The organism is Aquabacterium sp. A08 (assembly GCF_011742065.1).
In genome coordinates, this window is sequence record NZ_JAAQQT010000693.1 from 23,133 (window position 1) to 37,898 (window position 14,766).

Consider the following 14,766-nt stretch of genomic DNA (forward strand, 5'->3'; position numbering starts at 1 on the left):
CGGCCCAGTCGCGCAGGCGATAGGGGCTAGGGGCAATCCCTGAGGGCCGGGCCGTGCATGCCTTGTAAGCTAGATGTCATTCAACCACCCATAAGGAGACAAAACCATGAAGTTCGTGTTGAAGACCCTCACCGCCACCGCCCTGCTGTCCTGCGCCCTCGCGGCGCATGCGCAGAAGGGTGAAACGGTGAAGATCGCCCTGATCGACCCCCAGACCGGCCTGATGGGCCCGCTGGGCAACAACCAGATGCGCAGTTGGCAGTTCTTCGCCGAGAAGTTCAGCCAAAGCAACCCGGCCGGCGTCAAGTTCGAGCTGGTGGCGTTCGACAACAAGCTCAGCCCGGCCGAAAGCCTGACCGCGCTGCAGGCCGCCATCGACCAGGGCATCCGCTACATCGCCCAGGGCAACGGCTCGTCGGTGGCCGGCGCGCTGATCGACGCGGTCAACCGCCACAACAGCCGCAACCCGGGCAAAGAGGTGGTGTTCCTGAACTACGCCGCGGTGGACCCCGACTTCACCAACAGCAAGTGCAGCTACTGGCACTTCCGCTTCGACGCCGACACCTCCATGAAAATGGAAGCGTTGACCACCTTCATGAAGGACCAGAAAGACGTCCAGAAGGTCTACCTGCTGAACCAGAACTACTCGCACGGCCACCAGGTCGCCAAGTTCGCCAAGGAAAACCTCAAGCGCAAGCGCCCGGACGTGCAGATCGTCGGCGAGGACCTGCACCCGCTGGCCCAGGTGCGCGACTTTGCCCCGTACATCGCCAAGATCAAGGCCTCCGGCGCCGACACGGTGATCACCGGCAACTGGGGCTCCGACCTGGCGCTGCTGGTCAAGGCCGCCAACGAGGGTGGCTACACCGGCAAGTTCTACACCTACTACACCGGCGTGACGGGCACCCCCACCGCGCTGGGCCAGGGCGGCGCCGGCCGGGTGTTCCAGATCGCCTACCAGCACTACAACCTGGACGGCCCGATGAAGGCCTGGACCACCGAGTTCAAGCAGCGCTTCAACGACGACATGTTCACCGGCTCCATTCCCAACGCCTACGCGGCGCTGGGTGAAGCCATGGCCAAAGCCAAGTCCACCGACCCGGTGAAGGTGGCGGCGGCGCTGTCGGGCATCAAGTACAAGGGCTTCAACGGCGAGGTGGAGCTGCGCAAGGCCGACCACCAACTGCAGCAGGCCCTGTTCCTGACGGTGTGGCAGAAGGCCGATGCCAAGTACCCCTACAGCCCGGAAAACACCGGCATGACGCTGGCGCCGGTGAAGGAATTCCCGGCCTACGTGGCCAGCACCCCCACCAGCTGCGACATGAAGCGTCCGCGCTGACGCGTCTGCGGGCCGTGCCCGGTCTGCCCCCTGACGGGGTGGGCCGGGCAGGGTCCCCACCTCCCCCGGTTCCGAAGGTTTGAAGCGGTGCCTGTGCGGTCCAGCACAGGGCCTGGGGTTCGTTCGTCCCGAAGGTGGCCCACAGGGCCCCGAAAGAAGGATCCATGGAGTTCTTCATCATATCCATGCTCAACGGCTTGAGCTATGGGCTGTTGCTTTTCCTGCTGAGCTCGGGCCTGACCCTGATCTTCAGCATGATGGGCGTGCTCAACTTCGCGCACGCCAGCTTTTACATGGTCGGGGCCTATATGGGCTACTCGATCGCGCAGGTGGTGGGTTACTGGCCGGCGCTGTTCCTGGCGCCGGTGGTGGTGGGGGTGCTGGGCGCCTTCTTCGAGAAAACCAGCCTGCGCAAGGTGCACAAGTTCGGCCACGTGCCGGAACTGCTGGTCACCTTTGGCCTGTCGTATGTGATTCTGGAGCTGGTGCAACTGGTGTGGGGCCGCACCGCGGTGGAATTCCGTCCGCCCGAGCTGCTGCAGGGCCCGGCCTTCACCCTGCTGCACTACGCCAACGACACCATGGGCTTCGTCTGGGGGCGTGCCCCGGCCGAGCTGTGCAGTGCCGGCCAGGCGCTGTGCTCGCCGTTCCCGGCCACCCGCGCCTTCATGATGCTGGTGGCGGTGGTGATGCTGGTCAGCCTGTGGCTGTTGATCACCCGCACCCGCGTGGGCCTGGTGATCCAGGCGGCGCTGACCCACCCCGAGATGGCCGAGAGCCTGGGCCACAACGTGCCCCGGGTGTTCATGATGGTGTTCGGCGCCGGCACCGGCCTGGCCGGGCTGGCCGGCGTCATCGGCGGCAGCACCTTCGTGACCGAGCCGGCCATGGCGGCCACGCTGGGGTCGGTCATCTTCGTGGTGGTGGTGGTCGGCGGGCTGGGCTCGCTCTCTGGTGCCTTCCTGGCGTCGGTGCTGATCGGCGTGATCCAGACCTTTGCCGTGGCCTTGGACCACTCTTTCATCACCCTGGCGCAGGCCGTGGGGCTGCAGCTGTCCGACGCCTTGCTCGATAACTCGGTGCTCAAGCTCACCCTGTCGCAGGTGGCGCCCATCCTGCCTTACCTGTTCCTGGTGTTGATCCTGATCTTCCGGCCCAAGGGCCTGCTGGGCACCCGCGAAACCTGAGGCCGCACGACCATGACGACCACTTACTACCGTTTCAAACCCTACAACGTCGGGCGCTGGCTGATCTGGAGCCTGTTCGCCCTGGTGCTGGCGTTCGCGCCCTCGGTGTTCAGCAGCAACCTGTCGGTCAGCATGCTGGCCCAGATGGGCATCGCCATCATCGCCTGCCTGTCGTACAACATCCTGTTGGGGCAGGGCGGCATGCTGAGTTTCGGCCACGCCGTTTACACCGGCCTGGGTTCCTACGTCGCCATCCACGCGCTGCTCAAGGTGTCGGACGGGGCGCTGGACCTGCCGGTCAGCCTCATCCCCATCGTGGGTGGGGTGGCGGGCATGTTCTTCGCCGTGCTGTTCGGCTACGTCAGCACCAAGAAGTCGGGCACGCCGTTTGCCATGATCACGTTGGGCATGGCCGAGCTGGTGTTTGCCATGTCGCTGATGTTCTCGGAGTTCTTCGGTGGCGAGGCCGGCATCACCGCCGACCGGGTGGTGGGCGACCCGGTCTGGGGCATCACCTACGGGCCGAACGTGCAGGTCTATTACCTGGTGGCGGCGTACACCTTTGTGTGCGTGGCGCTGATGTTCGCGTTCACCCGCACGCCGCTGGGCCGCATCCTGAACGCGGTGCGCGACAACCCGGAGCGGGTCGAGTTCATCGGCTACAACACCCAGAAGGTGCGTTACCTGGCCTTCATCATCGCCGGCTTTTTTGCGGGCATCGCCGGGGGGCTGGGCGCCATTTTGTTCGAGATCGTCACCGCCGAGGTGGTGGGCCCGTTGCGCTCCGGCGGCTACCTGCTGTTCACCTTCCTGGGCGGCGCCACCTTCTTCTTCGGCCCCATCATCGGGGGCGTGCTGATGGTGCTGGCCTTTGTGCTGCTGTCCGAAATCACCAAGGCCTGGCTGCTGTACCTGGGGCTGGTGTTCCTGTTCATGGTCATGTACGCGCCCGGCGGCATTGCCAGCCTGATCATGATGAACCTGCGGGTGGCCGCCTTTGGCCGGCTGCGCGAGCTGTGGGTGAGCTACCTGGCGCTGGCCGTGACCGGGCTGGTGGTGCTGGTGGGCGCCGGCGCAATGATCGAGATGGTTTACCACCTGCAGCTCAACAGCGCCATGGGGGACGCGGTGCGCTTCCTGGGGGTGGAGTTGCACGCGCAGCAGGCCACCAGCTGGTTTGGCGCGGCCTTTGTGGCCCTGACCGGGCTGGGCCTGTTCGAGCTGACGCGCAAGCACTTCCTCGCGCAGTGGTCCGACATCCAGACCGACATCGAAAAAGAAATCAAACGCCGGGAGACGCACTGACATGAGCACCCCCTACGCACTGGAACTGAAAGACCTGCGCAAGAGCTTCGGCAAGACCGAGATCATCCGCGGCGCCAACCTGGCGGTGAACGCCGGCGAGCGGGTGGCGATCATCGGGCCGAACGGGGCGGGCAAGTCCACCTTGTTCAACCTGATCAGCGGCCGCTTCGAGCCCACCAGCGGCGAGGTACTGCTCAATGGTCAGGCGATCAATGGCAAAAAGCCGTTCGAGATCAACCGCCTGGGCCTGAGCCGCAGCTTCCAGATCACCAACATCTTCCCCAAGCTGAGCGTGTTCGAGAACCTGCGCTGCGGCGTGCTGTGGAGCCTGGGCTACAAGTACACCTTCCTCAAGTTCCTGGCCAACCTGGACGACGCCAACGAACGCGCCGAGGAGTTGCTGCAGATGATCCGCCTGGACAAGAAGCGCGATGTGCTGGGCGTGAACCTGACCTACGCCGAGCAGCGTGCGCTGGAGATCGGCGTGACCATTGCCGGCGGGGCCAATGTGATCCTGCTGGACGAGCCGACCGCCGGCATGAGCAAGAGCGAAACGGCGCGTTTCATCGACCTGATCCGCGAGGTGACGGTGGGCAAGACCCTGCTGACGGTGGAGCACGACATGGGCGTGGTGTTCGGCCTGGCCGACAAGATCGCGGTGGTGGTGTACGGCGAGGTGATCGCTTTCGACACGCCGGAAGCGGTGCGCGCCAACCCCCGGGTGCAGGAGGCCTACCTGGGCTCGGTGCTGGCCGACGAACAAGCCGCAGCTGCGGGACACTGAACAGGCGGAGCACAACACATGCTGGACATTCAAAACCTGCACGCCTACTACGGCAAGAGCCACGTGCTGCACGGGGTGCACTTCAACGTGGGGCCGGGCGAAATCGTCGCGCTGCTGGGACGCAACGGCTCGGGCCGCTCGACCACGGCCAAGGCCATCATGGGCCTGGTGGACTGCGAGGGCGACATCGCCTGGAAGGGGCAGCCGATCCGCGGCAAAAAGCCGTTCGAGGTGGCGCACTTGGGGCTGGGCTACGTGCCGGAAAACCGCGAGATTTTCCCCAAGCTCACGGTGCACCAGAACCTGATGCTGGGGCAAAAGTCGGGCGCCAAGAACAGCCGCTGGGGGTTCGACGACATGTACGCCATGTTCCCGCGCCTGAAAGAGCGCCAGCACACCGAGGCGGGCGTGATGTCGGGCGGCGAACAGCAGATGCTGACGCTGTGCCGCACCCTGATGGGCGACCCGGACCTGATCATCATCGACGAGCCGACCGAGGGCCTGGCGCCCAAGATTGTGGAGCTGGTGGCCGAGTACCTGCAGCGGCTGAAGGCGCGCGGCATTTCGGTGCTGCTGATCGAGCAGAAGCTGACCATTGCGCTGAACATTTCCGACCGTGCCCTGGTGATGGGCCACGGCAGCATCGTGTTCGACGACACGCCGGCGGCGCTCAAGGCCAACCCCTACGTCCGCAAGGAATGGCTGGAGGTGTGACGGCCCTGTCGCCCGTTTGACTCTGGCCCCCGGGGCCAGACAAACCGGCGACAGGCGCCGCTGCCGCACCCCCTAGAATGAAAAGAAGCGAACGGTCGTTCTTTTTTAGTGACCGTCGCTCCCCTGAACGCGCACCCGAGGAGACCCCATGACAGCGCAATACGAAGTCCGCGGCGAAGTGGCCGTGATCACGTTGGACAACCCGCCGATGAACGGGTTGGGATTGTCGACCCGCCAGGGCGTGGTGGCGGCGCTGGAGCGCGCCGTGGCCGATGCGGCGGTCCAGGCCGTGGTGCTGACCGGGGCCGGGCAGGCCTTCTCCAGCGGGGCCGACATCAAGGAATTCGGCTCACCCAAGGCCTACCAGGACCCCAACCTGATCGCCGTCATCAACGCGCTGGAGGCCTCGCCCAAGCCGGTGGTGGCCGCGCTGCACCGTGTCGCCATGGGCGGCGGCCTGGAGCTGGCGCTCGGCTGCCACTACCGCATCGCCGCGCCCGGCACCCAAGTCGCCCTGCCCGAAGTCAAACTCGGCCTCATCCCCGGTGCCGGCGGCACCCAGCGCCTGCCGCGCGCCATCGGCGTGGAGCCCGCGCTCAACCTCATCGTCAGCGGCGAGCCCGTCAAGAGCGAACGACTCGCCCAGATCCCCGGCCAGAAGCTGTTCGACCGGCTCGCCGCCAGCGCCGACAGCCTCATGGACGAAGCGATCGCCCTGGCCCAGGCCGTGGCCGCCCAACACGCCGACGGCAGTCCCTTGCCGCGCGTGCGCGACCTGCCGTGCAAGCACCCGCAGGGCGACGCCTACTTCCAGTTCGCACGCAACATGGTCAAAGGCATGGCCAGGCACTTCCCCGCGCCGGCCAAATGCGTCGACGCGGTCGAATCCGCCACCCGGAAGAAGTTCGACGACGGCATGGCCCACGAGCGCGAGCTCTTCGTCAACCTCATGATGACGCCCGAGTGCATGGCCCTGCGCCACCTCTTCGTGGCCGAGCGCGCCGCCAGCAAGATCCCCGACGTGCCGGCCGACACCCCGCAGCGCACCATCGCCCAGGTCGCCGTGATCGGTGCCGGCACCATGGGCGGCGGCATCAGCATGAACTTCCTCAATGCCGGCATCCCCGTCACCCTGCTCGAGATGAAGCAGGACGCGCTGGACCGCGGCGTGGCCACCATCCGCAAGAACTACGAAGCCCAGGTCAAGAAAGGCAAGCTTGGGGCAGACAAGTACGAGCAGCGCATGGCCCTGCTCAGCACCACCCTGAGCTACGCCGACATCGCCCAGGCCGACCTGGTGATCGAAGCGGTGTTTGAGGACATCGGCGTGAAAGAGCAGGTGTTCAAACAGTTGGACGCCGTCATGAAGCCCGGCGCCATCCTGGCCTCCAACACCTCCACGCTGGACGTGGACAGAATCGCCGCCTTCACCCAGCGCCCGCAGGACGTGGTGGGCATGCACTTCTTCAGCCCCGCCAACGTGATGAAGCTGCTGGAGGTGGTGCGTGGCGCCCAGACGGCCAAAGACGTGCTGGCCACCGTCATGGCCATCGGCAAGAAGATCAAGAAGACCTGCGTGGTCTCCGGCGTGTGCGACGGCTTCATCGGCAACCGCATGATCGAGCAGTACAGCCGCCAGGCCGGCTTCCTGCTCGAAGAAGGCTGCACCCCGGCGCAGGTGGACAAGGCGATTGAGCGCTTCGGTTTCGCCATGGGCCCCTTCCGCATGGGCGACCTGGCCGGCAACGACATCGGCTGGTACATCCGCAAGCGCCGCTACGTCGAGCAGCCCGACATCCGTTACAGCAAGACCGCCGACCTGCTGTGCGAACTCGGCCGCTTTGGCCAAAAAACCGGCGCCGGCTGGTACGACTACGCGCCGGGCAAGCGCGACGCCATCCCCAGCCCCGTGGTGGTGGACATGATCGAGCAGCACCGCCAAGACCTCGGCATCGCCCCGCGCCAGATCAGCGACGACGAGATCGTCCAGCGCCTGGTGTACGCGCTCGTCAACGAGGCCGCGCACATCCTGGAAGAAGGCATTGCCAGCCGCCCCAGCGACATCGACATGGTGTACCTGACCGGCTACGGCTTCCCCATCCACCGCGGTGGCCCGATGCACTACGCCGACTTCACCGGCCTCTTCAACGTCGCCCAGGCCATGAAGCGCTTCGCCCAGAACCCGCACGACGACGCCCGCTTCTGGCAACCGGCGCCGCTGATCCAGCGCCTGATCGCCGAAGGCAAGACCTTCGCCGACCTCAACCGCTGAAGCCCGGCCCGCCGCCGCACCCGACGAAACCCAAGGACTCCGCCATGACCCAAGCCGTCATCGTCTCCACCGCCCGCACCCCCCTGGCCAAGAGCTGGAAGGGCGCCTTCAACCTGACCCACGGCGCCACCCTCGGCGGCCACGCCGTGCGCCACGCCATCGAACGCGCCGGCATCGACGCCGCCCACGTCGAAGACGTCATCATGGGCTGCGCCAACCCCGAAGGCGCCACCGGCATGAACATCGCGCGCCAGATCGCCCTGGCCGCCGGCTGCCCCATCACCACCTCGGGCCTGACCGTCAACCGCTTCTGCTCCTCCGGGCTGCAGACCATCGCCCTGGCCGCCCAGCGTATCGTCGCCGGCGAAGGCGAGGTCTATGTGGCCGGTGGGGTCGAGAGCATCTCCTGCGTGCAGCAGGAGATGAACCTGCACATGGCCTTCGACCCCGCGCTCAAGAAAGCCAAGCCCGAAATCTACTGGAGCATGCTGCAGACCGCCGAACAGGTGGCCCAGCGCTACGGCATCGGCCGCGACGCCATGGACGAGTACGGCGCGGCCAGCCAGCAAAAAGCCTGCGCCGCCCAGGCCGCCGGCCTGTTCGACGCCGAGATCGCGCCCATCACCGTCACCATGGGCGTGGCCGACAAGGCCCTGGGCCTGATCACCCAGCAGGTGACCGTGAGCCGGGACGAAGGCACCCGCGAAGGCACCACGAAAGAGAACATCAGCGGTCTGCGCTCGGCCCTGCCGGGTGGCTTGGTCAGCGCCGGCAACGCCAGCCAGTTCAGCGACGGGGCGGGGGCCTGCGTGGTGGTCGGCGAAGACTACGCCGCCAAGCACAACCTGCAGCCCCTGGGCCGTTTCCTCGGCTTCGCCGTGGCCGGTTGCGAGCCCGACGAGATGGGCATCGGCCCGGTGTTCGCCGTGCCCAAGGTCCTCAAAAAACTGGGCCTCACCGTCAACGACATCGACCTGTGGGAGCTCAACGAGGCCTTTGCGGTGCAGGTGCTGTATTGCCGCGACAAGCTGGGCATTCCCAACGAGCGGCTCAACGTCAACGGCGGCGCGATCGCTTTGGGGCACCCCTATGGCGTCAGCGGCCAGCGGCTGACAGGGCACGCCCTGATCGAGGGCAAGCGCCGCGGGGCCCAGCGGGTGTGCGTGACCATGTGCATCGGCGGGGGCATGGGCGCGGCTGGGGTGTTTGAAGTCTTGTGACGACGGAGTGACCATGAGTCTGCGCCCCACCGTCGATTTTCTGCTGTACGACTGGCTGGGGGCGCAGACCCTCAGCGAACGTGAGCGTTTCGCGGACCACAGCCGCGAAACCTTCGAGGCCGTGCTGGACACCTGCGAGCGAATCGCCCGCGACAAGTACGCGCCCTTCAACCGCCTGGTGGACACCCAGGAGCCTCACTTCGACGGCGAGCACGTGGTGCTGCCGCAGGCGACCAAAGACGCCTGGGACGCCTACGCCGAATCGGGCATGCTGAGCGCGGCGCAGGATTACGCCATTGGCGGCATGCAGTTGCCCTACACCGTGGAGGCCGCGGGCAACGCCTTTTTTGCCATGGCTTCGGTCAGCATCGGGGCCGGCATGCTCAGCGTGGGCAACGCCAACCTGCTGATGGCGCACGGCTCGCCGCTGCAGCGCGAGGTGTTCGCGCTCAACACCTTCAGCGGGCGCTTTTCCGGCACCATGTGCCTGAGCGAGCCGCAGGCGGGTTCGAGCTTGAGCGACGTGGCCACCCGCGCCGTGCCCGACGGCGACGGTGCTGAGTCCGACCCGCTGGGCCCGCGCTACCGCCTGCGCGGCAACAAGATGTGGATTTCGGCCGGCGAACACGAGCTGACCGAGAACATCGTCCACCTGGTGCTGGCCAAAATCCCGGGGCCGGACGGCAAGCTGCCGCCCGGCGTCAAGGGCATTTCGCTGTTCATCGTGCCCAAAAAGCTGGTGGACACCCAGGGCCAACTCACCGGGGTGCGCAACGACGTGGCGCTGGCCGGCCTGAACCACAAATGCGGCTGGCGAGGCACCACCAACACCTTGCTCAACTTTGGCGAGGGCAAGTTCCCGGTGCAGGGCAGTGGCTTGGGGCCGGGCCTGGACGGGCAGGGCGCCGGGGCCGTGGGCTACCTGGTGGGCGAGCCGGGCAAAGGCCTGGGCTACATGTTCCACATGATGAACGAGGCCCGCATTGGCGTGGGCATGGCCGCTACCATGCTGGGCATGGCCGGCTACCACGCCAGCCTGGATTACGCCAAGAACCGTCCGCAGGGACGACCGATGGGCGCTGGCGGCAAAGACCCGACCCAACCCCAGGTGCGCATTATCGAACACGCCGACGTCAAGCGCATGCTGCTGGCCCAGAAGGCCTACTGCGAAGGCGCCCTGGCGCTGGAGCTGTACTGCGCCCGCCTGGTGGACGAACAGCACACCGGCGCGCCCGAAGCGGCCGACGACGCCCGCCTGCTGCTGGAGGTGCTGACACCCATTGCCAAGAGCTGGCCGAGCGAGTGGTGCCTGGAGGCCAACAGCCTGGCCATCCAGGTGCACGGCGGCTACGGCTACACCCGCGACTTCCCGGTGGAGCAGTACTGGCGCGACAACCGCCTGAACATGATCCACGAGGGCACCCACGGCATCCAGGCCATGGACCTGCTGGGCCGCAAAGTGTTGATGGAAAACGGCAAGGGCTTGCAACGGCTGGCCGGGCGCATGCAGGCCACCATCGAGCGTGCCATCCAGCAACCGGCCCTGGCCCTGCACGCCAACGCCCTGGCGCAGGCCTTGCAGCAAGTCGGTGCCGCCACGAAGGCGGCGTGGACCACGGGCCAGCCCACCGAGGCCCTGGCCAACGCCGTGCCCTACATGCAGGCCTTTGGCCACACCGTGCTGGCCTGGGTCTGGCTGGACGTGGCTTTGGCCGCCCAGCAAGCCGCCGCAGATGCCGCACAACAAGGCCGCCTGGCCGCCTGCCGCTATTTTTTCCACTACGAGCTGCCCAAGATCGGGGCCTGGCTGCAGGTGGTGTCGCAACGCGACATGACCTGCGCCGAGCTGCCCGAAGACGCTTTTTGACCCGTGGCCCTGTGCCACCCTGGAGACACAACACATGACCCGCACCATCCAACAACTGTTTGACCTCACCGGCCAAGTGGCCCTGGTCACCGGCGGCTCGCGCGGCCTGGGCCTGCAGATGGCCCACGCCCTGGGCGAGGCCGGCGCCAAAATCATGCTCAGCGCGCGCAAGGCCGACGAGTTGGAGCAGGCCGTGCAGGAACTGCAGGCCGCCGGCATCGACGCGCGCTGGATCGCCGCCGACTGCGCCCGCGAGGCCGACATCCACCGCCTGGGCGCCGAAACCCTGGAGCGCCTGGGCGACGTGGACATCCTCGTCAACAACGCCGGCGCCGCCTGGGGCGCCCCGGCCGAGGACCACCCGATCGACGCCTGGGACAAGGTGATGAACCTGAACGTGCGCGGCTACTTCCTGCTGAGCCAGTACCTGGCCAAGCACAGCATGATCGCGCGGCGCCGCGGCAGCATCGTCAACATCGCCTCCATCGCCGGGCTGGGCGGCAACCCGCGCGGCATGAACACCATCGCCTACAACACCTCCAAGGGCGCGGTCATCAACTTCACCCGGGCGCTGGCGGCCGAGTGGGGGCCGCACGGCATCCGCGTCAACGCCATTTGCCCCGGCTTTTTCCCGAGCAAGATGACCAAAGGCACGCTGGAAGCCCTGGGCGAGGACAAGATGGCCGCCGGCGCGCCCCTGGGCCGCCTGGGCGACGACGAGGATTTGAAAGGCCTGACGCTGCTGTACGCTTCCGACGCGGGCAAGCACATCACCGGCCAGTGGCTCGCGGTGGATGGTGGCGTGAGCATCGTCACCGGTGGCTGACAGGAGCACGGTTTGGAATTTCAGGTACACATCCCCTTCGTGGCCCACCTGGGCTTTGCACTGCGGCGTTGGGCCGACGGCGAGGCTGAGATCACCTACGACCCGGCGCCCGAGCACCTGAACTCGTTCAACGTGGTGCACGGCGGCGCCAGCATGACCTTGCTGGACGTGGTCATGGCGCACGCCGCGCGCAGCGTGCAGACCGACATGGGGTGCGTCACCATCGAGATGAAAACCAGCTTCATGCAGGCCGCGCGCGGCCCGCTGCGCGCCACCGGGCGCCTGTTGCACCGCACCGCCACCATGGCTTTCACCGAAGGCCACGTGTTTGACGCGCAGGGCAAGCTCTGCGCCCACGCCTCGGGCACGTTCAAGTACGTCCGGCGCCTGCCCGTGGGTGCGAGGGAAAGCCAGCCGCTCAACGGCCCGGCCGGCATTTCCACCGATTGAGGGCCCCCAGGGCCGTTCCGCCGTCCGCCTGACCGGGCCCGTCCCGCAGGCCTGTCTTTTGATTGAACCCACACAGGCGGCCCCGCCGCCACAGGAGACCCACATGCCCCAAAATACCCGCATCCTGCTGGACAACCGCCCCGAGGGCGAGGCCAGCGTCGGCAACTTCAGGACCGAAACCGTGGACACCCCGGCGCTGCAGGACGGCCAGGTGCTGGTGCGCCACCACTACCTGAGCCTGGACCCCTACATGCGTGGCCGCATGAACGCCGGCAAAAGCTACGCCCAGCCGCAGCCGCTGGGCGAGGTGATGATCGGCGGCACCGTGGGCGAGGTGGTGGAGAGCCGCCACCCGCGTTATGCCCCGGGCGACGCGGTGGTGGGCATGGGCGGCTGGCAGCAGTACAGCGTGGTCAACGCCAACACCCCGGGCGAGCTGCGCAAGGTCGACACCACCCACGTGCCGCTGAGCCACTACCTGGGCGCGGTCGGCATGCCCGGCGTGACCGCTTGGTACGGTCTGGTCAAGCTGATCGACCCGAAACCGGGGCAGACCGTGACCGTCAGCGCCGCCAGCGGCGCGGTGGGCAGCGCGGTGGGCGCCCTGGCCAAGGCCCGCGGCTGCCGCGTGGTCGGTTTCGCCGGCGGGGCGGACAAATGCGCTTACGTGAAAAACGAACTCGGGTTTGACGACTGCATCGACTACCGCGAACACAAAGACTACGGCTCGCTGGCCAAGGCCCTGAAAGTGGCCTGCCCGAACGGCATCGACGGCCACTTCGAGAACGTGGGCGGCATGGTGCTGGACGCGGTGATGCTGCGCGCCAATGCGTTTTCCCGCATCGCGGTGTGCGGCATGATCGCCGGCTACGACGGCCAGCCCCTGCCCATGGCCAACCCCTCGCTCATCCTGATCAACCGCATGCGCATCGAAGGCTTCATCGTCAGCGAACACATGGAGGTCTGGCCCGAGGCGCTGGCCGAACTGGGGCGCCTTGTGGGCAGCGGGCAGTTCCGCCCGCGCGAGTCGGTGGCGCAGGGCATCGAGGCCGCGCCCGAGGCCTTCCTGGGCTTGCTCAAAGGCAAGAACTTCGGCAAGCAACTGGTCCAGCTGGTCTGAGGAGCCCCCCCATGCTGAAAGAACTCCAAGGCAAGACCGCCGTCATCACCGGCGCGGGCTCGGGTTTCGGGTTGGAGGTGGCGCGCATCGGCGCCCGCCACGGCATGAACCTGGTGCTGGTGGACGTGCAGGCCGACGCGCTGGAGCGCGCCCGCACCGAGCTGGAGGCCGCCGGTGCCGCGGTGCTGGCGCAACGCGTGGACGTGTCCAGCGCCGAGGCCATGGACGACCTGGCCGAGGCGGTGCAGCAGCGCTTTGGCGCGCCGCACTTCGTGTTCAACAACGCCGGCGTGGCCGCCGGTGGCCTGGTGTGGGAAAACACCGTGGCCGACTGGCAGTGGGTGCTGGGCGTGAACCTGTGGGGCGTGGTCCACGGCGTGCGCGCCTTCACCCCGCGCATGCTGGCCGCCTCCCAGGCCGACCCGGCTTACCGCGGTCACATCGTCAACACCGCCAGCATGGCCGGGCTGTTGACGCCGCCCAACATGGGCGTCTACAACGTCAGCAAGCACGCGGTGGTTGCCTTGACCGAGACGCTGTACCAGGACCTGCACCTGGTGAGCGACCAGATCGGCGCCAGCGTGCTGTGCCCGTACTTTGTGCCCACCGGCATCAGCCAGAGCGAGCGCAACCGACCCGGCGAGTTGGCCACCGGCCAGCCGACCCAGAGCCAGCTCATCGGCCAGGCCATGAGCGACAAGGCGGTGAGCAGCGGCAAGGTGACCGCGGCCGAGGTGGCGCAGAAGGTGTTTGACGCCATGGCCGCCGACGCCTTCTACATCTACAGCCACCCCAAGGCGCTGGGCAATGTGCAGACGCGCATGTCGGCCATCGTGGCCGGCCAGAACCCGCCCGACCCGTTCGCCGAGCGGCCGGACGTGGGCGTGCAACTGCGCGCCGCCCTGCGCGGGGCCTGAGCCGGCCGCCCGGCCCGGCCTGCCGCGCCGCCCGCATGGCCCCGGTGGGGCCGCGCCGGGTTTCTGGCACACTGCCGCCTTTGGTCAACTATTGGCCGCCGGGCGGGGTGCGGCGCACGCCGGTCCCGGGCGGCCCGGTGTGTACGTCATGCAGCAAATCATCGCGCAGATCGCGCAAGAACTGAAGGTCCAGACCCGCCAGGTGGACGCCGCCGTGGCCCTGCTGGACGGCGGCGCCACGGTGCCTTTCATCGCCCGTTACCGCAAAGAGGCCACCGGCGGTCTGGACGACATCCAGCTGCGCGAGCTGGAGCAGCGCCTGGGCTACCTGCGCGAGCTGGAAGACCGCCGCGCCGCGGTGCTCAACAGCATCGAAGAACAGGGCAAGCTCACGCCCGAGCTGCGCGCCGCCATCGAGGCCGCGCCCACCAAGCAGGGGCTGGAAGACCTGTACCTGCCCTACAAGCCCAAGCGCCGCACCAAGGGCATGATCGCCCGCGAAAACGGCATCGAGCCGCTGGCCGACCTGCTGTTCGCCGACCCCGCCCGCGTGCCCGCCGACGAGGCCCAGGCCTACGTCAAACCGGCCAAGGGCGAGGACGGCAGCGACTTCACCACCGTGCCGGCCGTGCTCGACGGCGTGCGCGACATTTTGAGCGAACGCTGGGCCGAAGACGCCACGCTGGTGCAGGGCCTGCGCGAATGGCTGTGGCAGGAAGGCCTGCTGCAAAGCCAGAAGGTGGACGGCAAGAACGAGCACGACCC

At 67.3% G+C, this 14,766-nt stretch carries 13 protein-coding genes; all 13 read left to right on the forward strand.

The features are described 5' to 3' along the window. The first annotated feature begins 106 nt into the window (after nucleotides 1-106). On the forward strand, nucleotides 107-1,339 hold the full coding sequence (locus HA630_RS20060; RefSeq protein ID WP_166837163.1) for a branched-chain amino acid ABC transporter substrate-binding protein: 1,233 nt from the start codon (nucleotides 107-109) through the stop codon (nucleotides 1,337-1,339). Between the two features lie 164 nt (nucleotides 1,340-1,503). Further along, nucleotides 1,504-2,526 carry a branched-chain amino acid ABC transporter permease gene (locus HA630_RS20065; protein ID WP_166837165.1) on the forward strand — a complete coding sequence of 341 codons (1,023 nt, stop codon included), beginning with the start codon at nucleotides 1,504-1,506 and terminating at the stop codon, nucleotides 2,524-2,526. Nucleotides 2,527-2,538: 12 nt separating this feature from the next. Next, nucleotides 2,539-3,831: a branched-chain amino acid ABC transporter permease gene (locus tag HA630_RS20070; RefSeq protein ID WP_166837167.1), complete on the forward strand. Its 1,293-nt coding sequence runs from the start codon at nucleotides 2,539-2,541 to the stop codon at nucleotides 3,829-3,831. 1 nt (nucleotide 3,832) lies between these two features. Continuing rightward, nucleotides 3,833-4,615, forward strand: coding sequence for an ABC transporter ATP-binding protein (locus HA630_RS20075; protein ID WP_166837169.1), 783 nt, complete (start codon nucleotides 3,833-3,835; stop codon nucleotides 4,613-4,615). Nucleotides 4,616-4,633: 18 nt separating this feature from the next. Next, nucleotides 4,634-5,329: an ABC transporter ATP-binding protein gene (locus tag HA630_RS20080; protein WP_166837170.1), complete on the forward strand. Its 696-nt coding sequence runs from the start codon at nucleotides 4,634-4,636 to the stop codon at nucleotides 5,327-5,329. Nucleotides 5,330-5,477: 148 nt separating this feature from the next. Further along, entirely contained in the window at nucleotides 5,478-7,601 is a 2,124-nt protein-coding gene (locus HA630_RS20085; RefSeq protein ID WP_166837172.1) for a 3-hydroxyacyl-CoA dehydrogenase NAD-binding domain-containing protein, read from the forward strand. A 44-nt stretch (nucleotides 7,602-7,645) separates the two neighbouring features. Next, nucleotides 7,646-8,821 (forward strand): acetyl-CoA C-acyltransferase, encoded by a 1,176-nt coding sequence (locus HA630_RS20090; RefSeq protein ID WP_166837173.1) that lies wholly within the window; start codon nucleotides 7,646-7,648, stop codon nucleotides 8,819-8,821. Between the two features lie 13 nt (nucleotides 8,822-8,834). Further along, entirely contained in the window at nucleotides 8,835-10,688 is a 1,854-nt protein-coding gene (locus HA630_RS20095; RefSeq protein WP_166837175.1) for an acyl-CoA dehydrogenase, read from the forward strand. Between the two features lie 34 nt (nucleotides 10,689-10,722). After that, complete coding sequence (locus HA630_RS20100) at nucleotides 10,723-11,514, forward strand: SDR family oxidoreductase (RefSeq protein WP_166837177.1); 792 nt, start codon at nucleotides 10,723-10,725, stop codon at nucleotides 11,512-11,514. A 12-nt stretch (nucleotides 11,515-11,526) separates the two neighbouring features. Then, nucleotides 11,527-11,964, forward strand: coding sequence for a PaaI family thioesterase (locus HA630_RS20105; protein WP_166837179.1), 438 nt, complete (start codon nucleotides 11,527-11,529; stop codon nucleotides 11,962-11,964). Nucleotides 11,965-12,067: 103 nt separating this feature from the next. Further along, complete coding sequence (locus HA630_RS20110; protein WP_166837181.1) at nucleotides 12,068-13,084, forward strand: NADP-dependent oxidoreductase; 1,017 nt, start codon at nucleotides 12,068-12,070, stop codon at nucleotides 13,082-13,084. 11 nt (nucleotides 13,085-13,095) lie between these two features. After that, nucleotides 13,096-14,001 carry an SDR family oxidoreductase gene (locus HA630_RS20115; protein ID WP_166837183.1) on the forward strand — a complete coding sequence of 302 codons (906 nt, stop codon included), beginning with the start codon at nucleotides 13,096-13,098 and terminating at the stop codon, nucleotides 13,999-14,001. Between the two features lie 148 nt (nucleotides 14,002-14,149). Continuing rightward, a partial coding sequence (locus HA630_RS20120) for a Tex-like N-terminal domain-containing protein (protein ID WP_305792628.1) occupies nucleotides 14,150-14,766 on the forward strand: 617 nt, incomplete at its 3' end.